This is a genomic window from Myxococcus sp. CA051A (genome assembly GCF_013336705.1).
GTDB lineage: Bacteria > Myxococcota > Myxococcia > Myxococcales > Myxococcaceae > Myxococcus > Myxococcus llanfairpwllgwyngyllgogerychwyrndrobwllllantysiliogogogochensis.
This window is the reverse complement of record NZ_JABUMS010000011.1, coordinates 19127-39152: the sequence shown is the minus strand read 5'-3', so window position 1 is coordinate 39152 and position 20026 is coordinate 19127. Positions and strand designations below refer to the sequence as shown.

The 20026-nt window shown below is 69.4% G+C and carries 17 protein-coding genes; 10 read left to right on the top strand and 7 right to left on the bottom strand.

All coding sequences use genetic code 11. The features are described 5' to 3' along the window. Position 1 precedes the first annotated feature (1 nt). Both HUA74_RS28935 and HUA74_RS28930 read right to left on the bottom strand, forming a co-directional pair. A complete protein-coding gene (locus tag HUA74_RS28935) occupies positions 2 to 1195 on the bottom strand; it encodes an EAL domain-containing protein (protein ID WP_174457145.1) in 1194 nt (397 codons plus the stop codon). Positions 1196 to 1329: 134 nt separating this feature from the next. Next, positions 1330 to 2568, bottom strand: coding sequence for a hypothetical protein (locus HUA74_RS28930; protein WP_174457144.1), 1239 nt, complete (start codon positions 2566 to 2568; stop codon positions 1330 to 1332). A 72-nt stretch (positions 2569 to 2640) separates the two neighbouring features. Between HUA74_RS28930 and HUA74_RS28925 the strand changes: the two genes are divergently transcribed. Then, positions 2641 to 3669 (top strand): zinc-binding dehydrogenase, encoded by a 1029-nt coding sequence (locus HUA74_RS28925; protein ID WP_174457143.1) that lies wholly within the window; start codon positions 2641 to 2643, stop codon positions 3667 to 3669. A 7-nt stretch (positions 3670 to 3676) separates the two neighbouring features. On the opposite strand, the gene ybaK is transcribed toward HUA74_RS28925, so the two are convergent. From ybaK to purE, 3 genes are read right to left on the bottom strand one after another with little or no spacing between them, the layout of a single operon-like run. After that, the gene (gene ybaK, locus HUA74_RS28920; RefSeq protein WP_174457142.1) at positions 3677 to 4153 is read right to left on the bottom strand and encodes a Cys-tRNA(Pro) deacylase; all 477 of its coding nucleotides are present in this window, start codon (positions 4151 to 4153) and stop codon (positions 3677 to 3679) included. 4 nt (positions 4154 to 4157) lie between these two features. Then, positions 4158 to 5300 carry a 5-(carboxyamino)imidazole ribonucleotide synthase gene (gene purK, locus HUA74_RS28915; protein WP_141647977.1) on the bottom strand — a complete coding sequence of 381 codons (1143 nt, stop codon included), beginning with the start codon at positions 5298 to 5300 and terminating at the stop codon, positions 4158 to 4160. After that, positions 5297 to 5794 carry a 5-(carboxyamino)imidazole ribonucleotide mutase gene (purE, locus tag HUA74_RS28910; protein ID WP_141647982.1) on the bottom strand — a complete coding sequence of 166 codons (498 nt, stop codon included), beginning with the start codon at positions 5792 to 5794 and terminating at the stop codon, positions 5297 to 5299. The genes purK and purE overlap by 4 nt, the downstream gene beginning before the upstream one ends. 207 nt (positions 5795 to 6001) lie before the next feature. On the opposite strand from purE, the gene HUA74_RS28905 reads away from it, so the two are divergent. Beyond that, positions 6002 to 7243: a hypothetical protein gene (locus tag HUA74_RS28905; RefSeq protein WP_174457141.1), complete on the top strand. Its 1242-nt coding sequence runs from the start codon at positions 6002 to 6004 to the stop codon at positions 7241 to 7243. Between the two features lie 103 nt (positions 7244 to 7346). On the opposite strand, the gene HUA74_RS28900 is transcribed toward HUA74_RS28905, so the two are convergent. After that, positions 7347 to 8768, bottom strand: coding sequence for a VWA domain-containing protein (locus HUA74_RS28900; RefSeq protein WP_174457140.1), 1422 nt, complete (start codon positions 8766 to 8768; stop codon positions 7347 to 7349). A gap of 86 nt (positions 8769 to 8854) precedes the next feature. Beyond that, entirely contained in the window at positions 8855 to 9376 is a 522-nt protein-coding gene (cglC, locus tag HUA74_RS28895) for an adventurous gliding motility lipoprotein CglC (RefSeq protein WP_174457139.1), read from the bottom strand. 257 nt (positions 9377 to 9633) lie between these two features. On the opposite strand from cglC, the gene HUA74_RS28890 reads away from it, so the two are divergent. From HUA74_RS28890 to HUA74_RS28855, 8 genes are all read left to right on the top strand, one after another. Further along, positions 9634 to 10458: an outer membrane beta-barrel domain-containing protein gene (locus HUA74_RS28890; RefSeq protein ID WP_141649328.1), complete on the top strand. Its 825-nt coding sequence runs from the start codon at positions 9634 to 9636 to the stop codon at positions 10456 to 10458. Next, complete coding sequence (locus HUA74_RS28885) at positions 10455 to 11237, top strand: outer membrane beta-barrel domain-containing protein (protein ID WP_174457138.1); 783 nt, start codon at positions 10455 to 10457, stop codon at positions 11235 to 11237. The genes HUA74_RS28890 and HUA74_RS28885 overlap by 4 nt, the downstream gene beginning before the upstream one ends. Continuing rightward, complete coding sequence (gene gltC / locus HUA74_RS28880) at positions 11237 to 13285, top strand: adventurous gliding motility protein GltC (RefSeq protein WP_174457290.1); 2049 nt, start codon at positions 11237 to 11239, stop codon at positions 13283 to 13285. Before HUA74_RS28885 ends, gltC begins: the two co-directional genes overlap by 1 nt. A gap of 109 nt (positions 13286 to 13394) precedes the next feature. Beyond that, positions 13395 to 14675: an MFS transporter gene (locus tag HUA74_RS28875; RefSeq protein WP_174457137.1), complete on the top strand. Its 1281-nt coding sequence runs from the start codon at positions 13395 to 13397 to the stop codon at positions 14673 to 14675. Position 14676: 1 nt separating this feature from the next. After that, positions 14677 to 15723, top strand: coding sequence for a phosphate acyltransferase PlsX (plsX, locus tag HUA74_RS28870; protein ID WP_371745607.1), 1047 nt, complete (start codon positions 14677 to 14679; stop codon positions 15721 to 15723). Continuing rightward, positions 15720 to 16763 (top strand): phosphatase domain-containing protein, encoded by a 1044-nt coding sequence (locus HUA74_RS28865; RefSeq protein WP_141644869.1) that lies wholly within the window; start codon positions 15720 to 15722, stop codon positions 16761 to 16763. Before plsX ends, HUA74_RS28865 begins: the two co-directional genes overlap by 4 nt. A 615-nt stretch (positions 16764 to 17378) precedes the next feature. Next, the gene (gene pcnB / locus HUA74_RS28860) at positions 17379 to 19097 is read left to right on the top strand and encodes a polynucleotide adenylyltransferase PcnB (RefSeq protein WP_174457136.1); all 1719 of its coding nucleotides are present in this window, start codon (positions 17379 to 17381) and stop codon (positions 19095 to 19097) included. Further along, positions 19094 to 20023 carry a DMT family transporter gene (locus tag HUA74_RS28855; RefSeq protein ID WP_174457135.1) on the top strand — a complete coding sequence of 310 codons (930 nt, stop codon included), beginning with the start codon at positions 19094 to 19096 and terminating at the stop codon, positions 20021 to 20023. Before pcnB ends, HUA74_RS28855 begins: the two co-directional genes overlap by 4 nt. Positions 20024 to 20026: the final 3 nt, after the last annotated feature.

Genomic DNA, 20026 nt, shown 5'->3' with positions numbered 1-20026 from the left:
CCTACTTCGCCGTGTGGCGCTCCACGAGCTCGGTGGCGCGCAGCAGCAACTGCTTCATCGTGACGGTGCCCAGGAACTCGCCCTGTGCATCCGTCACCACCACGGGGTCGTAGACGGCCTCCGGCGCGCGCGCCATCGCCAGTCCGACGAGCGCCGTCACCGCCATCTGGTCCTCGACCACCAGCGGAAGCTCTTGCCGCCCGCCGCCCGCCGCGAGGCTCCGCCGTGTCACCAGCGTCTGGGGCCGCGCGCCGTCCAGCACCACCACGTGGTCCACCTGCGGCGCATCGCGGAAGAGGTTCGTCACCGCCTCTGACGTCGCCGTCGCATCGGCCGTGGCCCGGCGAATGACGAGACCTCCCACCGTGCTGTCATCCGCGCGCTCGCGCAGGAGCAGCGCGCGCATGGCCACGCGACGTCGCGTCTCGAAGGCCTCCGTGGGACGTCCGGGAATCGGCGCGGGACGGGCGAGCAGATATCCCTGCGCGTGACGGATGCCCAGCCGCAGCAGCACCGTCATCTCCTCCCACGTCTCCACGCCCTCGGCGATGAGGATGGCGTCCACGCTGGAGGAGAACGCCACCAGCGACTTCACCAGGTGCTGCCGGTAGTCGTGCAGGTGGATGTCCCGCACCAGGGCCTGGTCCAGCTTGATGAAGCGCGGCACGCAGTGCACCAGCGTCACCAGTCCGGAGTGTCCCGCGCCGAAGTCATCCAGCGCGAGCCCGAAGCCCTGCTCCGAGCACTCACGCGTCAGGCGCTGCAGCAGCGCGCCATCCTCGATGACCGCCTTCTCGGTGAGCTCCAGCACCAGATGTCGAGGCCCCAGCCCGTGGCGCTCCAGGAGCGCCAGCGTGGAGCCATCCCCGAAGCGCGGGTCGCTCAACACGTCCGGACTCACGTTGAAGAAGAAGGGCGCGCGCCGCTGGTCCTCCGGCAACGTGGAGATGCGGCGCAGCGCGGACGTCCAGCACGCGCGCTCCAGCTCCCACGTGTAGCCCGACATCCTCGCGTGCGTGAACAGCTCGTGCGGTGACTCGAGCGTTCCCTGTCCGCGCGACAGCACCTCGTGTCCGATGACCTCGCCATCTCGCAAGTCGACGATGGGCTGGAAGGCGGAAGTCACCCCGGGCTCGGAGCCGTTCCACAACCAGAGAGGAATCGGACCGGGCTGTCGGACGAGGGGGTGGGTCATGACGGGGCAAATGTTACCTGACGGTACCCACGTCTACAGTTCATGCCTGCGCACTACCGTCACAACTCTTACTCAGCGTACGAGCCGACGGCCTCCCCCCGGCTCGATTGGCCCTGACATCCGGGGAATCCTGCTCATGGGACGCGAATTCGAGAATCCGCGCCTGCTTCAGAGGGCCCCTCCTCGACGGGTTGGACCGGGTTGACAGCCGAGGGCGACTCCGTCCGGACGGGCTCGGGGACCTGGGCCAGCGTCGCCTGGGTGGCCACCGCGTCCAGGCTCTGACCTTCTTCCCACTGCACGGAGGACAGCGCGCGGAACCGACGCGCGAGCGATGACAGCTCCGCGGCCTTGAGCTGGGCCTGTCCACTGCGCAGCGACAGCAGTGCCACGCGCGCGCGCTCCAGCAGGGCGACTTCCGCGCGCAGCCTCGCGAGGATTCGCTCGCGTCGCAGCTTGAGTTCTCCCAGCCGCTCGACCTCTTCCGCCAGCGACGCGGCCGCGGACTCCAACTGTCGACGCGCCACCGCATCCGTGCTGGCCTTGGCGCTGCGTTCCAGCTCCGCGCGCTCGGCCTGCAGCTCCGCCTGGGCGCGCTCCTCGAGCTGCGCTTCCACGCCGGCCCACTCGGAGGCCAGCTCCACCGCGTCGCGAGTGATGCGCGCCAGCGTGCGGGCCAGCTCCTCTCGCGCGGGCTCTCGCGGCAACAACGCGAGCGACTGACCGCACTGGCGATACAGCGCGAGCGCGCGCTCACACTGCGTCCGGAAGTCACCGGCCAGTCGGGGAATCAGCTCCTCGGCGCGGGCCTCCACGGGGTCCGCGGTGAGGGCCAGGTGCGCGGCCACCGAACTCAGCCCCACGAAGAGTCCCAGGATGGCGCCCGTTGCTCCCGCCGCGAGCAGCGCGGGCGTGGCCAGGTCCGCCAGCCGCGCGGAGAACACGCGGGCAATCTCCACGCCGCCCAGCGTGAGCCCCGCGCTCAGCAGCGCGCCGAGTCCCAGGTGCACGAGGGTGGGGCGCGCCTCCGCCACCTGTCCCTCCACGCCCTTCTCGCTCAGCCGCGCGCGCACCAGCAGAGAGCCCGCCGCCGCCGCGCTGCACGCCACCGTCCAGGCGGGCGCCATTCCCAGCGCATACGGCACCGCCGTCAGCACCACACCCAGTCCCCCCAGGAGGATGCGGTCCCAGCGGTCTCCCTGCGCACACGCCAGCACCACGGTGGCGGGCACGAGCCAGGCCAGTGGCAAGGGCAGTCCGATGCGAGCGGTGACGAGCTGCAACAGGCCCGCGCCGGCCCCCGCGGCGAGGGCGCGCGTCACGGTGCGCTCAAAGGCTTCGCGGTGGTGCAACTGCAAAATGGTGGCGTTCATCGACACTCCGGACCTGGAGGAGGCCCAAGGGACTCCCCCTTTCACGTACGGGCGAATTAAAAGGTCTGCCGGATGAAAGCCCCCCCTGTCCCCATGGTGATGCGCGCGCTGGTCCTCAAGGCCTATGACGGGCGGCCGGAATCCCTCCAGGTGGAGCGCCGCGCCGTTCCCCGACCTTCCGCGAAGCAGGTGCTGGTGCGCATGGCGGCGTCGCCGATCAACCCGGCGGACCTCCAGTTCGTGCGGGGCCAGTACGGGGTGCGCAACGCGCTGCCCACGGTGCCGGGCTTCGAGGGCAGTGGCACGGTGGTGGCCTCGGGGGGCCTGGCGGGGCAGTTGCTCGTGGGGCGTCGCGTCGCGTGTGTCGCGCCCGTGGGCGGAGATGGCCTGTGGGCGGAGTACGCGGCGGTGCCGTTGCAGCAGTGCATCCCCCTGCGCGCGCACATCACCTTCGAGCAGGGCGCCAGCCTCTTCGTGAACCCCTTCACCGCGTGGGTGCTGATGGAGCGCGCGCGCGAGGGCGCGCACGTGGCCCTGGCGCAGACGGGCGCGGCGAGCAGCGTGGGGCGGATGCTGGGCGCGCTGGCGCGGCGGCGAGGCGTGCCCATGGTGCACGTGGTGCGGCGCGCGGAGCAGGTGGAGCTGTTGCGCGGCCTGGGCGCGGAGCACGTGCTGAGCAGCGACGAGCCGGAGTTCCAGGAGCGGCTGCGCCTCATGTGTCACCAACTCAAGGTGTCACTCGCCTTCGACGCGGTGGCGGGGCGGCTGACGGGCCAGCTGTTGGGCGCCTTGCCCGAGGGCGGTCGCGTGACGGTGTATGGCGCGCTGTCGGAGCAGGAGTGCCGCTTCGACCCGGGCGACGTCATCTTCGGGCGCAAGACGGTGGACGGCTTCGCGCTCTCGGAGTGGGCGCGCCGGGGCTTCGGCCGCGAGCAGCTCAAGGCGCTGATGGGCGTGCCGTCCCTGGTGGGCCGTGAGCTGGAGACGCCGGTGCGCGCGCGGCTGCCGCTGGAGTCGGCGGGGGATGCGGTGCGCATCGCCTCGGCGGACATGACGTCCGGCAAGGTGCTCTTCATGCCGGAGCAGGGGTCGATGGTGTGAAGGCCGCTCAGGCCTTGTCGCGGGAGATGGGGCCGACCTTCGCCTTCGTCACCCGCAGGTAGTCAGCCGGCGCCAGCACCAGCTGCGTGCCGCGCACGCCCGCGGACACGGCCACCTCGTCGAACAGCTCCAGCGTTTCATCGACGTAGACGGGATAGTCCTTCTTCCCACCGATGGCCGTGCAGCCGCCGCGCACATAGCCGGTGAGTGGCTGGAGTTCCTTCAGCGGCACCGTGTCCACCTTGCGATCTCCGCTCAGCCGGGCCAGCGCCTTGAGGTCCAGCTCCGCGTTGCCGGGCACCACCGCCATCAGCACGCCGGTGCGGTCGCCCCGCGCGACGAGCGTCTTGAAGACCTGCTCCGGTGGCATGCCCACCTTGGTGGCCACCGACTCCGCGGAGAGGTCCTCCGGGTCCACCTCGTAGTCGCGCAGCGAGTACTTCACGCCCAATGAGTCGAGCAGCCGCGCGGCGTTCGTCTTCATGGCCTCAGACTCCGAGCACCGCGGCCGCCGCCTTCACCCTCGCGAGCGCATCCTCGGGCGTGGTGCCCACCGCGGACAGGTGCCCCATCTTCCGGCCCTTGCGCGCGTCGCGCTTGCCATACAGGTGCAGCCGCACGCCGGGCAGCGCCAGCGCGTCCTCGAACCGGGGGCCGCCTTCGCGCAGCCACAAGTCCCCGAGCAGGTTGACGATGGCCGCCGGACGCACCACCTCCACCGAACCCAGGGGCAGGTTGCACGCCGCGCGCACCGCCTGCTCGAACTGCGAGGTGAGGCAGGCCACCTCCGTCGAGTGGAAGCTGTTGTGCGGACGCGGCGCCAGCTCGTTCACCAGCACGGTGCCGTCGCGCAGCAGGAACAGCTCCAGCACCAGCAGGCCCTCCACCTGGAGCGCCTCGGTGATGTCGCGGGCCAGCTCCGTGGCTCGTTCGGCGACGCCGGCCGGCAGCGGGCCGGGCAACAGCGACCACGCGAGGATGCGCTCCTCGTGGTGGTTGAACGCGGGCGGGTACACCGCCAGCTCGCCCTTCGGACTGCGCGCCACCAGCACGGACAGCTCCGACTGGAGGTCCAGCGCGGCCTCCACCACGACGGAGCGCTCACCCAGCTCGCGCCATGCGGCGGGAGCCTCGGCGGGCGTCTTGACTTCCACCTGACCGCGCCCGTCGTAGCCGCCCTCGCTCGACTTCACGAAGCACCGACCGCCCAGCGCCTGGATGGCCTGGGCCAGCTCGTCGGCCGAGTGCGCCTCACGCCACGGCCCCACGGGAAAGCCTCCCTTCGCGAGCCAGCCCTTCTGTCGGCCTCGGTGCTGGATGACGTGCAGCACGGACGCGCCCGGACGCATGGGCGTGTGGCGGGCCACTGCCTCCAGCGTGGCCAGCGGCACCTTCTCGATTTCGAGCGTCACGGTGTCGCAGCCTTTCGCCAGCTCCTCGGCGGCCGCGATGTCCGCGAAGGAAGCGGTGAGGCAGCGGTCGACGACGGAGCGCGCGGGGCACGTCGCGTCCGGGTCCAACGCCTGCACCTGGAAGCCGAGCGTGCGCGCGGCCAGCGCCATCATCCGCCCGAGCTGCCCCCCGCCGAGGATGCCAATCGTCCCGCCGGGGAGCACCACGCGAGGGCTCATGACAGCTCCCGGTGGGCCATGACTTCGTCGGTGCGCGCCTTGCGCCAGGCGGCCAGCCGCTCGCGCACCTCCGGGTACTTCAGCGCGAGGATGGCCGCGGCGTGCAGGGCGGCGTTGGCCGCGCCCGGCTTGCCAATGGCCTGCGTCCCCACGGGCACGCCCTTGGGCATCTGGACGATGGAGAGCAGCGCGTCGATGCCGTTGAGCAGCGTGGTGGGCATGGGCACGCCGATGACGGGCAGCAGCGTCTTCGCGGACACCATGCCCGGCAGGTGGGCGGCGCCACCGGCGGCGGCGATGATGAGCGACAGGCCCCGCGACTCGGCCGTGGACGCGTACTCCATCATCCAGTCCGGCGTGCGATGCGCGGAGACCACCCGCACCTCGTGGGGGATGCCCAGCTCCTTCAGCACGTCGATGCCCGGCTGCAGGTACTCGAGGTCACTCTTGCCGCCCATGATGACCCCGACCCAAGGGGTGTTTCCGCTCGCCATTCGGTCCACGCCTCCGTGCCTCCAGCCGAAGGCGGGAGGAACGCGGAGATAGGGCCGGGCGATTCCGACGGTCAACCTGGAAGTCACCCTTCGCGCCCGCGTGCACGGTGGGTGCGCTCGCTCGCTTCGACTCACTCCCCACTCAAGCCACGCATTCCCTGTGTGCTCGTCTGGCGCCTTTCAATCCAGTCATGTCAGATTATTCCGATGAAAATCCCCCTCCATCGTGTCGTCGTTCATCGAGCGTTCGCTCCAGGACTTCTCTGTGTCCTGGTGGGCCTGGGCTGTCAGGCAGGGGGCGACGACACCGCGCCGCCCGTGCGTGGACAGGCCGTGGTGGCTTCGCTGGACTCGCCATCCTCTCTGCCCACGAGCCACCATCAGATTGTCTTCAGCGCGAGCGGCCCCATTGACGGGATGCACTGCGTCGCCATCGACGAGCCCCAGGACCCGAATGGCTGGAGTGACAATTACCTGTGCTCGCCGACGGACCTCGGCTTCGTCTGGGTCCACGCCGACGAGCTGCCCCTGCCCCTCATGCGTTGCACTCCCGTGACGGAGCGCTCGGAGCCCGGGAGTTCGTGGGCCGAGAACTACCTGTGCATCCCTCACGAATCTCCGCTCACCCTGACCTGGTCCAGCGCGGGGCCGCTGCTTGGCAAGGAGTGCGTCAGCTTCAACGAGCCCCAGGACCCTCACGGGTGGAGTGACAACTACCTCTGCCTGGAGGCGCCGCTGGTGATGCGCTTCAGCGCGTCGGGCCCCATCGAAGGGATGACCTGCACGCTGATGAACGAGCTGGCCGACCTCGCGGGAGGGTGGGGGGACAACCATCTCTGCACGAACAAGGACATCGGCCTGCGCTGGACCATGGACGGCACCTTGCCGGCCGGGGCGCGCTGCAACCCGATTGTCGAGAGCGCGGAGCCGGCGGAGACCACGTGGCACGACAACTTCCTGTGCGTGCCCGAGGAGGCGGAAGCGATGTTCGCCTTTTCGTCAGCGGGACCGCTCCAGGGCCCGGACTGGCGCTGCACCCGGTTGCTGGAGACGGAGGACCCCCATACCTGGGACGACAACTACCTCTGCTACCGCGAGGTGCCGCTGGGGTTCCAGTTCTCCTCCGCTGGCCCCATCCAGGGCAAGGCGTGCACGGCCATCACGGAGACGACCGACGTGGCGGGCACGTGGAACGACAACTTCCTGTGCGCCGAGCGCGACGTGGGCCTGCGCTGGAGCGAGACCGGGGCGATTTCGGGCATGCGCTGCACGCGCATCCGCATGTCAGGGGAGACGGGGTGGGATGACAACTACCTCTGCGTGCCGCCGACGTCCGCCCTGAACTTCGTGTGGTCTCAGATGGGCCGCTACGCCAACAAGATCTCCGTGCCCTTCGCGGAGCCCGCGGATCCTCACGCCAACTGGATGGACGCGTACCTCTGCTACTAGCCGTCCCCTGAAATGAAACACCCCGCCTCCGCCCGGCGCTGTCGAGCACCGTGCGGGAGCGGGGTGGGGCGGCGGGCCCGAGTGAGGCGCAAGGCCTCGAAGGTCAGTAGGTGGAACCCACCTTGCCGAAGCCGCGCAGCGCCTTCACCTTGGACTTCTTCGTGGCGGAGCGGACCTCCTCTTCGCTTCCGGCGCTCTCGTACTCGTCCAGCGTGGCCTGCTGCTCGGCCAGGTCCGAGGCCACCGCCGCTGGACTCGCCACGGTGCTGGCCTCCTTGAACATCACCTGGTTCTGCTGGATGTAGCCCTTGGCCTCGTCGCGGCGGCCCTCGCGCAGGGCCTCGGCGGCCTTCTGGAGGTTCTGCGCGCTGCGCGCCCGCACCGCGTACACCGTGGCGTCCTTGTCCTGCCTCGCGACAACCTCTTCCTGCCGGTCCGTCACCACCGCGGACAGGGCGGCGCCGTTCTCCACGCCCACGTTGCGGATGAGGTCGGTGTAGTTGAGCGTCAGGTCCGTCACCCGCACCGTCTGGCCCACCGCGTCGCCCGTCGTCGACAGGCGCACGACGACGCGCTCCAACTGGCCGGCGGAGAAGTTCGGCAGCGAGACCATCACCTGGTTGCCGGACTGCCGCGCGTTGTAGCCCAGCACCTCGCCCAGCACCGTGCCCGAGGGCAGCGTGAAGGTCAGCGTCACGTCCCGCGCCACCGTGGTGGAGGCCTGCTGGAGGTCCTTCTGGAAGAGCGCGGCCAACTGGCCGGCGTCCTCCAGGTAGCCGTACGCACCGGCGCCGTACTCGGCGAAGCCCTGCATCAGGTCCTCGTTGAAGTCGGTGCCCACGCCAATGGCGCTCACCGTGATTCCCGTGGCGCGCAGCTCGCGCACCTGCCGCGTCAGGCCCTCGTCGTCGGTGATGCCCTCGGTGGGCTGGCCGTCGCTCAGGAGGATGAGCCGGTTGACGCCGAAGCCCTCCTGCGCGGTGGACAACTGGTAGCGGCCCGCGGACAGGCCCGCGGAGATGTTGGTGCCGCCGTCATCCCAGATGCCATCCACGTACTGGAGCATCCGCTCGCGCTGCGCGGGCGTGGCCGGCGCCGACGGAAGGCTCTTCACGTCCGAGCCGTAGTGGACGATGGCCAGCCGGTCCTCGTCCCGCAGCAGCCCCACCAGGTGCCGCGCGGCCTGCTTCGCCTGCGCCAGCTTGTAGCCGCTCATGGAGCCCGACCGGTCGATGACCAGCGCCAGATTCACGGGGCGGCGCTTGGAGCCGGGGACCTCCGCGCCCATCAGGTCCACCGTGGCGAAGACCTCCGAGCTGCCCGCGGGCACATACGGATGCGACAGGCGGCTCGTCATCGTCAGCGAGCCGGGCGTGCCTTGCACGGGGAGGGGAGGCGTCGGAGGCGGCGTCTTCACCTCGACGACGGGATCCGTCCTCGGGCGGGTCACCTGGGGCAGGCCCAGCACCAGGGCGGTGAGGGCCAGGCCACCGGCCAGGGACAGGAAGAGGACCGTTCGATTCATGAGGCAGGGCTCCTTGCGCGGACGACGCGGGCCCTGCCTTTACGAATCAAGCGCGGGAAAAGGTCTACCTCCCGCACACGAAAGTGTCACCCACCCTGCGCGCTGATGTTCCCGGCGCAGAAGAAGGGCGAGTTGTTCTCGCCGAAGGTCCGTCGGTAGAAGTCCTCATCCGCGGAACGCAGCGCGTCGAGCGTGTCCTCGTCCAGCAGCAGCGAGCGGCAGGTCATCCGGCCCGGCAGGTCCGGATTCACGTCGGAGGTGTCCTTCACCTCGCACGCGTCGGAGCTGGCCCCGTCGATGCACGGCTTGCTGCAGTAACCCATCGCCGGCGCCGTCGGGTTCACCGCGCCATCCTCGGTGCGCGCGCGGGGGTAGTCCTGATCCCGCACACAGATGAGGTCCTCGCACTCGACGGAACCAAAGGAGATGAAGTCCTGGCGGTCCGCCACTTCACTCTCCAGCACCGGCATGGTCTTGGTCGGCGAGTTCTCCTCGGGCAGCGCCTTCCGGACCAGGGTGCACGGCTTGCCAATCTCGCTGCTGACCTTGCATCCCCCGAGCAACAGCGCGGTGGACACGAGGAAGGCGGCTCGCACGGACATCTTCATGAGACCTCGACAAGGGGGAGGGGGCACGGGGGGCCCACGACTAGCGCGCCCAGGGTAGCACAGCACCTCCGGGTGCCAACGCTCACACACCGCGGTGTCCACTCTGGAATTGTTCAGGAATACCGGAGAGATACAGAGTAGACAGGCATGCGCTGGGCGGTTGCTGCTCGGGAATACGACCGATAGGATGGCGAAGCGAAGAGTCGCGCTGAACCCCCGGTGGAGTCTTTCCCCCCCTCCCCCACGGAGCCCCCGGTTTGAATCGCCACACGTTGCTGCTCGCGCTGTGCCTGGTGCCCGCCCTGGCACCTGCGCAGAGCCAGGAGGGCATGGGACTCGACCTCACGGAAGAGACCCAGCCCAAGTCCGAAGAATCACCCACGCCGCCGCCGGCGGAGGAGGCCGCGCCCGCAGCGACCGCCACCCGACCCGTGGAGGAGGAGGCTCCTCCTCCCGAGGCCTTGCCGCCGCTGACCGACATCACCCAGGAAGACCGGGTGAAGAGCGTCCAGCGAAAGGTGTACCGGAAGCAGGGACGCTTCGAGCTGACGCCGCTCATCAGCGTCTCCGTCAATGATCCGTTCTATTCGAAGGTGGGTGTCTCCCTGCGGGGCGCCTACTACCTGGCGGACACCCTGGCCATCTCGGCGCGTGGCTCGCTGATGCAGGTGGTGCCGTCCGACGACGTGCGCACCGCCAAGCGCGCCTTCTACAGCAAGATCTACAACTCGGTGCCCGAGTGGTCCGCCATGGGCGACGTGGAGTGGAGCCCGCTGTACGGCAAGGTGGCCTTCCTCAACTCCATCCTGCACTTCGACGGCTATCTGCTGGCGGGCGCGGGCGTGGTGAAGACGGAGACCTCGTCCTTGCCGGGCCGCGGGCTCAACCCCGCCGCGGACCTGGGCCTGGGCATGCGCTTCGTGGCCCAGGACTTCATCGCGGTGAACGTGGCGCTCATCAACACCTCCTATGTGGATCAGCCCCTGGGCAGCGCCAAGGGGGCCATCCAGAACGTCATGACCCTCAACGCCGGCATCTCGCTGTTCCTGCCCTTCCGTTCGACGGGGAGGGACGCGGAATGAAGCCCGTCTTCCGTTGGCTGTTGACCCTCTGTCTCGCCATGCCCGTGCTGGCGAACGCGCAGACCACCTCCGAGGAGGAGGAGGCCGGCGACGTGTCCGAGGTGGACAAGGACCGGCTCGGCCCCCTGCGTGAGCGGGTGCGGCCCGTGTCGGGCCACGTGTTCCTGAAGAAGGGGCGCTTCGAGTTCAGCCCGTCCGCGACGCTGTCGCTGCGCGACGCCTTCTTCACCAAGTACATCTTCGGTGGCGTGCTCACGTATCACCCCATGGAGACGCTCGGCATCAGCCTGCGGGCGGGCTACGCGGTGAACGCGGTCGCGGGCTCGGCGCAGATCTGCACCTTCTCCGACGGCACGGATGGCTCCACGCGCGGCTGTAAGTCGCCCGCCAAGAGCGAACTGGATGGTCAGGCTCCCGGGCAGCTCAAGCTGCTGGGTGGCGCGGACGTCCAGTGGGCGCCCATCTACGGCAAGCTGTCGCTCTTGGCCGAAAGCTTCATCCACTTCGACCTGTACGGCGTCGTGGGTGGCTCGGTCATCCAGTACCGGGGACCGGACCTGGATGACGCCACGGGCCTCTTGGCCAAGGACTACCTCACCCCCGGCGGCAACGTGGGCGTGGGGATGCGCTTCTTCTTCAACCGCTGGGTGACGCTGCGCACGGAGGTGCGCGACCTCATCTATGTGGAGAAGGGCCGCACCGACAACTATCTGCGCAACCAGCTGCTGTTCGAGCTGGGAGTGTCCTTCTTCTTCCCGTCGTCCAACCCTGGGTCATGATGCTGCGCTCCTTCAGGCTCATCCGCCTCGCCGTCCTCGGGCTCGCGCTCGTGTGGACGGCCCCTTCGTTCGCCCAGAACTTCGAGGGACTGGACCTGGGTGGTCAGTCCAAGTCCAAGAAGAAGAAGAAGGGTGCTTCAACCACCCGGTCCTCCAAGGCCTCCAAGTCGAAGAAGAAGCCGACGCGTGGCTCGCGGGGCAAGACGCCTCCCGCGCCCGTGGAAGACGACGCTCCGGCGGAGGCCACCGGTCCCATCGAGGCCACCCCGGCCGCGGTGACCAGCCCCACCTCTCCCTCCGAGGCGACGCCCGCTCCGGCGCCCACGCCCACCCCGCCCGCGGCTCCCGCGAACAGCGGCGGCTTCGGGCTGGACCTGACGCAGGAGACGCCCAAGACGCCCGCGCCCACCATGTCCTTCGACGCGGTGGACGTGTCCGGCAAGACGGCGGACCGCCAGCGGCTGGACATCACCGTCAGCCTCTTCAAGAACGACGAGTACGAGAAGGCCGCCATGTCGGCCCACGAGCTCCTCGCGGACCCGAAGCTCGCGGGCCTGCACACGGAGGCGCGCTACGTGCTGGCCAAGTCGCTCTACCGCATGGGCATGTACCACTCGTCGCTCGGTGAGTTCTCCAAGCTGCTCGCCCTGGGGCCCTCCACCAAGTTCTTCAAGACGAGCCTGGAGTGGCTGTTCTTCATCAGCCGCAAGACGAAGAACGAGACGGTCATCCTCGACGAGATTGCCCGTCACGCGAACCAGGAGTTCCCGGAGAAGTACCGCAACGAGTTCCGCTACCTGCTGGCGCGCTACCACTTCGTGCGCGGCCGCGCGCTGGACCAGGTGGGCCAGAACGCGGACGCGGACAAGAGCTTCGCGGAAGTGCAGCGGCTGACGTTGCTGATTCCCAAGACGGACGCGTTCTACCCGCGCGCGCGGTACCTGGACGGTCTGGCCTCGTTCCGCAACGGCAGCCGTCAGAAGGACGCGGCGGCCAAGCGTGGCAACGGGGAGATGCTGGCCTCGGTGGAGGCGATGAAGGAAGTGGTGCGCCTCACCCGCCCGGTGGCCGGCAAGTCCGCGGACCAGGTCAAGCTGGACAAGTCGCTGCGCGAGCTGGCGTTCATGCAGCTGGCCCGCACGCACTACGGCATGCAGCAGAACCGCTTCGCGCTGTTCTACCTGGGCAAGGTGGAGCGCGGGAACACGCAGTGGCTGGAGTCGCTCTTCGAGGCGAGCTGGGCCAACTACCGCGTGGGTCAGTTCGAGCAGGCGCTGGGCAACCTCATCACGCTCTCGTCGCCCTTCTTCCGCGAGGAGTACTTCCCGGAAGCGCTCATCCTCAAGGCGGTCATCTATTACGAGAACTGCCGCTACCGCGAGTCCAACATCATCCTCCAGGACTTCGAGCGCACGTACCTGCCGGTGCATGACCAGCTCGAGTCCCTGGTGAAGAAGAACATGGAAGCGGGCGAGTACTACTCGGTGCTCGCGGACGTGCAGAAGAAGAACAAGGACGGCCTGGAGAAGAACGAGACGGACGTCATCCTGGAGCGCATCCTCCGCCTGGCCCTCACGGACCAGGACCTGCGCAAGACGAACGACTCCATCCTCGAGCTGGAAGGGGAGATGGACGCGTTCGCCAGCCGGGGTGACACCTTCAAGTACTCCGAGCTCTCCAAGAGCCTGCTGGAGGAGCTGAAGGTCCACCGCACGGGCCTCATCTCCAAGGCGGGCATCATGGCCAAGGGCAAGCTGGAGACGGAGCTCGTCGCGCTCAAGCAGCTGCTCGCCAACGGCCTGCGCATCAAGTTCGAGACGACGACGAAGGAGAAGGAGTTCCTCGAGGACCAGCTCAAGGCGGGGGGCCGTACGTCCATCGTCAAGAAGTACAAGTTCTCGGTGGCCGTCTCCGACGACCAGCTCTACTGGCCGTACGAGGGTGAGTACTGGCGCGACGAGCTGGGCACGTACCAGTACACCCTGACCAAGGGCTGCATCGACCGCGACACGGCGAACCGGAACGTCCAGTCCGCCGAGGCGCTCTAGCAGAGAGCGTCAAATCGTCGCGGGGCGCGGAGTTGCCGCGCCTTTCAGACCGCCGGAGCGCTATCTTCCGCGCTCCGGCGGTTTTTCATTTCCAGCAAGGGAGCTACGGGTGAGCCGGACGGCGTCACTGCGCGTCGTCTTCGGAATCGTGTCGCTGGACCTCATCGGGTTCGGCATCCTGATTCCGCAGCTGGGCGTGTACGGAGTGAAGTTCGGAGCGTCGCCCTTCACGGTGGGGCTGCTCATCTCCGTCTATTCGCTGATGCAGCTGGTGGCGGCCCCCGTGCTCGGCCGGCTGAGTGACAGGTACGGCCGCCGGCCGGTGTTGCTGCTCAGTCAGGTGGGCTCGCTGTTGGGCTACGTGCTGTTCGCCCTGGCGCACTCGCTGCCGCTGCTCTTCCTGGCGCGCGTCATCGACGGCATCTCCGGCGGCAACATCGCCACCGCGCAGGCCGTCGTCGCGGACATCACCCGCCCGGAGGAGCGCGCGCGGGGCATGGGCGTCATCGGCGCGGCCTTCGGCCTGGGCTTCGTGCTGGGGCCCGCGCTGGGCGGCTTTCTGGGCGCATGGGGCGGCAACCTGGCCATTGGCCTGTTCGCGGCGGGGCTGGTGGCCGTCAATCTGGTCTGCACCTGGTTCTTCCTCCCGGAGTCCCGGGTGGAGGGGGGGCCGGAAGGCCATGTGCGCACCCTCAAGGGCGCCGTCCAGGCGCTGCGGTTGCCCGTCGTCGCGCGGTGCCTGGTGCTGATGCTGCTGTTCACGACCGCGTTCTCACAGATGGAGGGGACGTTCTCCGTCTACCTGCTCACGCGCTTTCTCTCCGTGGGGCCGGTGGCGCTGGAGGGAGGGCTGTTCCTCCACCCGGTGATGACGGACACGGCGGTGCTCCGCGAGGCGAGCCTGCGCGCGGGCTGGCTCTTCGCGGTGGTGGGCGTGCTCAGCGCGCTGGTGCAGGGTGGGGTGGTGCGCAGGCTGGTGGGAGGGGAGGGGGGCGGGGGCTCGGGGCGAGAGGCCCAGGTGGCCACGGCGGGCTTCGGGGTGACGGCGCTGGGCCTGGCGCTCCTCCCGGTGGCGCCCACGTACGGGTGGCTGTTTCCCGTCATGGGGCTGTTGGCGGTGGGCTCGGCCTTGACGAACCCCTGCCTGTCCGCGCTGGTATCACTGCATGCGCCCCCGCAACGACTCGGTGCGGCGCTGGGGGGCTTCCAGGCCGCGGGCTCCCTGGGGCGGATTCTGGGGCCGGCGCTGGGCGGGTGGCTCTTCACCCGCTTGGGGCCCGGGGTGCCGTACGGGACGGCGGCGGGAATGCTCGTGGTGGGGGCGTTGGTAGCGGCCAGCCTCGTGACTCAGGCGAGAATGGCAGGCGCGAGGGCCGGACAAAGGTCGTAAGATGGGGGCCATGGTGGTCAAACAGCCGCAGCCCGTGACGATTGCCTTCGACGTGATGGGGACGGACCATGGGCCAGCGGAGGTGGTGCGCGGAGCCGCGCAGCTCTCCCTGGACTCACCCCACATCCATGCGTTGCTGGTGGGGGACCGGACGCTCATCGACAACGCGCTCGCGGAGACGAAGCACAACGGCGAGCGCATCTCCGTCCAGCATGCGGCGGACTTCGTGGGCATGGACGAGAAACCCGGCGAGGCGCTGGCGCGCAAGCCCAACGCGTCGGTGGCGGTGGCCGCGCGGCTCGTCGCGGAGGGCGAGGCCCAGGCGCTGGTGTCCGCGGGCAACACGGGCGCGGGCGTGCTGGCGTGCGCGCGCCACTTCCAGCTCATCCCCGGCGTGCGCCGCGCGGCGCTGGCCACGGTGTATCCGACGCGCTCGGTGCGAGGCGCGAAGGAGGACCCGTTCTCCCTCATCCTCGACGTGGGGGCGACGGTGGAGGCCACGGCCGATGACCTGGTGACGTTCGCCGTCATGGGCTCGCAGTACGCGCGCATCATCTCCCGCAACGAGCGGCCCAAGGTGGCGCTGTTGTCCAACGGCGTCGAGCCGCAGAAGGGCCCGCCCCGGGTGGTGGAGGCGCACGCGCGGCTGTCGGAGATGAAGGACATCAACTTCATCGGCAACGTGGAGGGCATCGACATTCCCAAGGGCACCGCGGATGTCATCGTCACCGACGGCTTCACGGGCAACGTGTGCCTGAAGATGCTGGAGGGCGTGCACGAGACAGTCGTGGAGCTGGCCCAGTACGCCTACAAGGAGAGCCTGCGCTGGCGCGCGGGCCTGGCCATGCTGTCCAGCGGGATTCAGCGCATCAAGGACATCACCGACTGGAACCAGTACGGCGGTGCGCCCATCCTCGGGTTCGACCGCATCTTCATCAAGGCGCACGGGCGCTCGAAGGCGCGCGCCATCGCCAACGCGGGCAAGGTGGCCGCCAAGGTGGTGGCGAACAACCTGGGGAGCTCCATCCGGGAAGGTCTTCAGAAGTGAGTCTGCCGGACCGCATCGACCCGCGACCGCCGCGGCGCATCTACCGCTGGGATCTGGACAAGACGTACCTCCAGACGGACTTCGATTCGCTCAAGGACCTGCTGCGCACGGCCTTCCAGAAGGCGCACGAGAAGGTCGCCATCCCAGGCGCGAGCGCGCTCATCCGCGAGCTGTCGGAGAACGGCGACTCGCGGCTGTGCATCGTCTCCGGCAGCCCCAAGCAGATGCGCGCCGTGCTGGAGGAGAAGCTCAAGCTGGACGGCGTGCGCTGGGACGAGTTCGTCCTCAAGGACAACATCGGCAACCTCTTGCGCGGGCGCTTCCGCGCGCTGCGCGGGCAGGTGGGCTACAAGCTGCCGGCGATTCTGGAGAGCCGGGTGAAGGCGCCCGCGGAGGCCGAGGAGGTCCTCTTCGGTGACGACGCGGAGGCGGATGCGTTCATCTACTCGCTCTTCGCGGACCTGATTGCCGGCCGCGTGGACGAGCGCGTGTTGTCCCAGGTGCTGGAGGCGGGCGGTGTCTATCCGGACGACGCGGAGCGCGTGCGCGCGGCGTGGAAGCAGATTCCGGTGGCGGACCCGGTGCGGCGCATCTTCATCCACCTGGACAAGCTGACGCCGCCCGCGCACTTCACGGCGTACGGGCCTCGCGTCGTCCCCATCTTCAACTACTTCCAGGCCGCGCTGGTGCTGTTGGCGGACGGGCATCTGTCCGCGCCGCAGGTGCTGAAAATCGCGGTGGAGATGGTGCAGACGGCGGGGCACAACATCATCACCCTCTCCAACTCCTTCCAGGACCTGCTGCGCCGGGGCCTGCCGCTGCAGCAGGCGGCGGTGGCGCTGTCCCAGGCGCTGGAGGGGCCCAACAAGCTGCTCGCCGCGATGCGTCCGATGCCGGACATCCTCTCCGCGTTCAGCAAGCGGCTCGCGGCGCTGGGCACGCCGCCGCCCCCTCCGCCCGTGCAGGCGGTGGACTACGTCTCCCTCATCCACCACGCGCTTCCGCGAAACCACAAGGGCCGCACCAAGCCGTCTCCCTGAGCCCGCCAGGACAGGAACCGCGGCGCGCGCGCACCCCATGTGCGAGGGGTGCCCGAACTCAACGGGAGGGTGGCTGCCTGGTGTCCAGACGACCGACCAGGCGGGTGGGACGCGTCCGGGCCCGCCGGGGTGCTGCCCAGGCGGGCTGGTGCACGGTGCTTGGGCCGGTTCCAGAACGTTTCACGCGCTTCCAGTGTTGATACGGAACAGAGTCATCCGGGAGGGCGGGAGCCCGCCGCCGGCTGCCGGCCATGGGGTTGATACTCGTGGCGGACTCTTTTTCACCGCCTGGAGCGAGCCTGGAACAGGATGCCCTTCGACGCCTCCCCGAATGCACGGTCGAGCCCCTTGTTGCTGGAAAAGGGACGGGTGGGGTGGAAGCGCTCCACCTGTCCGGTGGACCCGCAGAAAGGGCGCTACTCCCTCCCAGGGTGGATGCGCTATAGACGGCTGCCCCTGAAGCGCCCCGTTTGGGGTGTCCATGGTGATGACGCGAGTTTTGACTGAAACGCCGCCTGCCGGCGGTCCGCTGCCACCTGCGCCCGATAAGACGCGCGCGAGGTTGCCTCATCCGAGGCGGCAGTGGGCTCCGAGCGCGGCGCTCAAGAGGTTTCCATGTCTTCCAATCTGGAGCTGACGACTGCCCCCTCGGAACAGGCGAGTGCCCCCGAGTCCGTGGCCGCCGAATCGGCCCTCCCCGAAGTTTCTTCCCACTCCGCTGTCTCCGCCGACGAAGCGCCCGAGCCCAGAAGCCAGATGAGCCCGCTCGAGGACGACGCCGACGACGAGTCCGATGACGACGACGAGGTCGACGCGCTCGACGGCGTCTTCGACGAGACGGGTCTGGCCGCCGCGGAGGTGCTCGCCGCCGCCGAGGCGCAGGACGCCGCCGAGGCCGCCGAGGACGAGGTGGAGCAGGTGCCCACCGTGCTCGAGCCGGAGCCCGAGCCGACCCCCTACGAGCGCGCGCTGCACGCCCCTCATGTCCGTTCCACGGGAGAGCCGGCGGAAATCGACCCGGACGAACTGGACCCGGACGCCCTGAAGGTGGTTCTGCGGCTGCATCAGCACGGCCATCAGGCGTACCTGGTGGGCGGCTGCGTGCGCGATCTGCTGCTCGGCAAGAAGCCCAAGGACTTCGACGTCGCCACCAGTGCCCACCCGGGCGAGGTGCGCGCCATCTTCCGCAACTGCCGGCTCATCGGCCGTCGCTTCCGGCTGGCGCACGTCTACTTCAAGGGTGGGAAGATCATCGAGGTCTCCACCTTCCGCGCGAATCCGACGGAGCTGGAGGCCGCGGCGCCTTCCGCTCCGGAGGATGAGGGCGAGGCCGGGGGCGATGACCTGCTCATCACCCACGACAACGTCTTCGGCACCGCGCAGCAGGACGCGCGCCGCCGCGACTTCACCATCAACGGCCTGTTCTACGACGTGAGCGAGGGACGGGTCATCGACTACGTCCGCGGCCGTCGTGACTTGGACGAGCGGTTCATCCGCACCATCGGCGACCCGGAAGTGCGCATGCGCGAGGACCCGGTGCGAATCCTGCGCGCCGTGCGTTTCGCCGCGAAGCTGGACCTGGACATCGAGTCGCGCACGTACGCGGCCATGGAAGGCGCGGTGGAGGACCTGCCGCGCTGCGCTCCCGCGCGTCTGCTGGAGGAGACCTTCCGGCTCATCCGCGGCGGCGTGTCAGCACCGGCCCTGAAGCTGCTGGACGCGCTGGATGCGATGAAGTTCCTGCTGCCGCCGGTGAATGCGTACCTCAAGCAGCACGGCAAGGAAGGCGAGAAGACCTTCTACTCCTTCGCGCAGGCGCTGGACCGCCGGGTGGCCGCGGGTGAGCCGCTCGACGACGCCATCCTCCTGGCGGCGCTGCTGGTGCCCATCAGCCACTCGGGCCCGCCCGCCGAGCCGCAGGAGGGCGGTCGTCCTTCCGTGTCGCAGGTGGTGGAGGAGCTGCTCGCCGGCTTCGTCCAGTCGGCCCGGCTGCCCCGCCGCATCGCCGAGCGCTGCCGCATGCTGCTGCTCGCGCAGCGCACGCTGTCCGGCGAGCGCCGCCGCAAGAGCGCGGCCTTCCGGCGTCACCCTCTCTTCGGCGAGGCCCTCACCGTGTTCGAGATGACGGTGGAGGCGACCGGAGAGCACCGTGAGCAACTGGACGCGTGGAAGGCCGGCGAGGTGCCGCCTCCTCGCCCCGAGGCCTCCGACAGCGAGGGCTCCGAGCCCGGTGGCCAGCGCAAGCGTCGCCGCCGTCGTCGTCGTCGTCGTGCCGGGGGAGAGGGCTCCGCCTCAGCGGGTTCTTCATCCGGCTCCGGCGCCGGCGAGGCGTGAACCCGGCGCCCCCCGCGGAGGTCCCCCGGACGCGTGTCTACGGGGGACTGGTGCTGGGCGTGGTGGCCGTGTCCTGGGCCGCGCCGCTCATCCGCTTCGCGGAGGCGCCGTCCCTGGCCATCTCCGCATGGCGCCTCACCTTCGCCTCGGTGCCGCTGCTGGCGCTCGCGCTGGTGCGGGGCCGCTCGGAGCTGACGTCCCTCTCCGCGCGGACCTGGGGCTGGCTGGTGTTGTCCGGCCTGGCGCTGGCGCTGCACTTCGCGACCTGGATTGCGTCGCTCCAGTACACCACCGTGGCCAGCTCGGTGGCGCTCGTCACCACGCAGCCGGTGTGGGTGACGCTGTTCGCGTGGCTCGCCCTGGGGGAGCGCGTGGGCCCTCGTGGTGTCGCGGCGCTTGTCCTGTGTCTCGCGGGCAGTGTCCTCATCGGCGCGCGGGACTTCGCGGCCGGGGGGACGGCGCTCTGGGGCGACCTGCTCGCGGTGGCCGGCGCCGTCATGGCGGGCGTGTACTTCGTCGTGGGCCGTCGCGTGCGCGAGTCGATGTCGCTGGGCACGTACGTGGGCATCGTCTACTCGGTCGCGGCGGTGGCGCTGATGGTGGCGCACGGCTTCGTCGACTCGCCGCTGACGGGCTTCACGCCAAGCACCTGGATGGTGTTGGTGGGGCTGGCCCTGGTGCCGCAGCTCATTGGCCACTCGCTGCTCAACGCCTCCGTGCGTCACCTCTCCGCGCCCTTCGTGGCGGTGGCCTCGCTCGGTGAGCCCGTGCTGTCCACGCTGTGGGCCGTGCCGCTCCTGGGAGAGAAGCCCGACTGGGTGCAGCTCGTCGGTGGAGGACTGGCGCTGGTGGGCGTATTGGTCATGTCCCGGGACGAGGCCGCGCGTCAGCCGCCGCCGCCCGACATGGTTCCCGCCGCGGACTGAGCG

Excerpts from the sequence above, each read along its gene's own strand:
- HUA74_RS28930 (WP_174457144.1), bottom strand. The coding sequence starts at position 2,568 with ATGAACGCCACCATTTTGCAGTTGCACCACCGCGAAGCCTTTGAGCGC.
- purK (WP_141647977.1), bottom strand. The coding sequence starts at position 5,300 with ATGAGCCCTCGCGTGGTGCTCCCCGGCGGGACGATTGGCATCCTCGGC.
- HUA74_RS28885 (WP_174457138.1), top strand. The coding sequence starts at position 10,455 with ATGAAGCCCGTCTTCCGTTGGCTGTTGACCCTCTGTCTCGCCATGCCC.
- HUA74_RS28905 (WP_174457141.1), top strand. The coding sequence starts at position 6,002 with ATGAAAATCCCCCTCCATCGTGTCGTCGTTCATCGAGCGTTCGCTCCA.
- pcnB (WP_174457136.1), top strand. The coding sequence starts at position 17,379 with ATGTCTTCCAATCTGGAGCTGACGACTGCCCCCTCGGAACAGGCGAGT.
- purE (WP_141647982.1), bottom strand. The coding sequence starts at position 5,794 with ATGGCGAGCGGAAACACCCCTTGGGTCGGGGTCATCATGGGCGGCAAG.
- cglC (WP_174457139.1), bottom strand. The coding sequence starts at position 9,376 with ATGAAGATGTCCGTGCGAGCCGCCTTCCTCGTGTCCACCGCGCTGTTG.
- plsX (WP_371745607.1), top strand. The coding sequence starts at position 14,677 with ATGGGGGCCATGGTGGTCAAACAGCCGCAGCCCGTGACGATTGCCTTC.
- HUA74_RS28935 (WP_174457145.1), bottom strand. The coding sequence starts at position 1,195 with ATGACCCACCCCCTCGTCCGACAGCCCGGTCCGATTCCTCTCTGGTTG.
- ybaK (WP_174457142.1), bottom strand. The coding sequence starts at position 4,153 with ATGAAGACGAACGCCGCGCGGCTGCTCGACTCATTGGGCGTGAAGTAC.
- HUA74_RS28900 (WP_174457140.1), bottom strand. The coding sequence starts at position 8,768 with ATGAATCGAACGGTCCTCTTCCTGTCCCTGGCCGGTGGCCTGGCCCTC.
- gltC (WP_174457290.1), top strand. The coding sequence starts at position 11,237 with ATGCTGCGCTCCTTCAGGCTCATCCGCCTCGCCGTCCTCGGGCTCGCG.
- HUA74_RS28925 (WP_174457143.1), top strand. The coding sequence starts at position 2,641 with ATGAAAGCCCCCCCTGTCCCCATGGTGATGCGCGCGCTGGTCCTCAAG.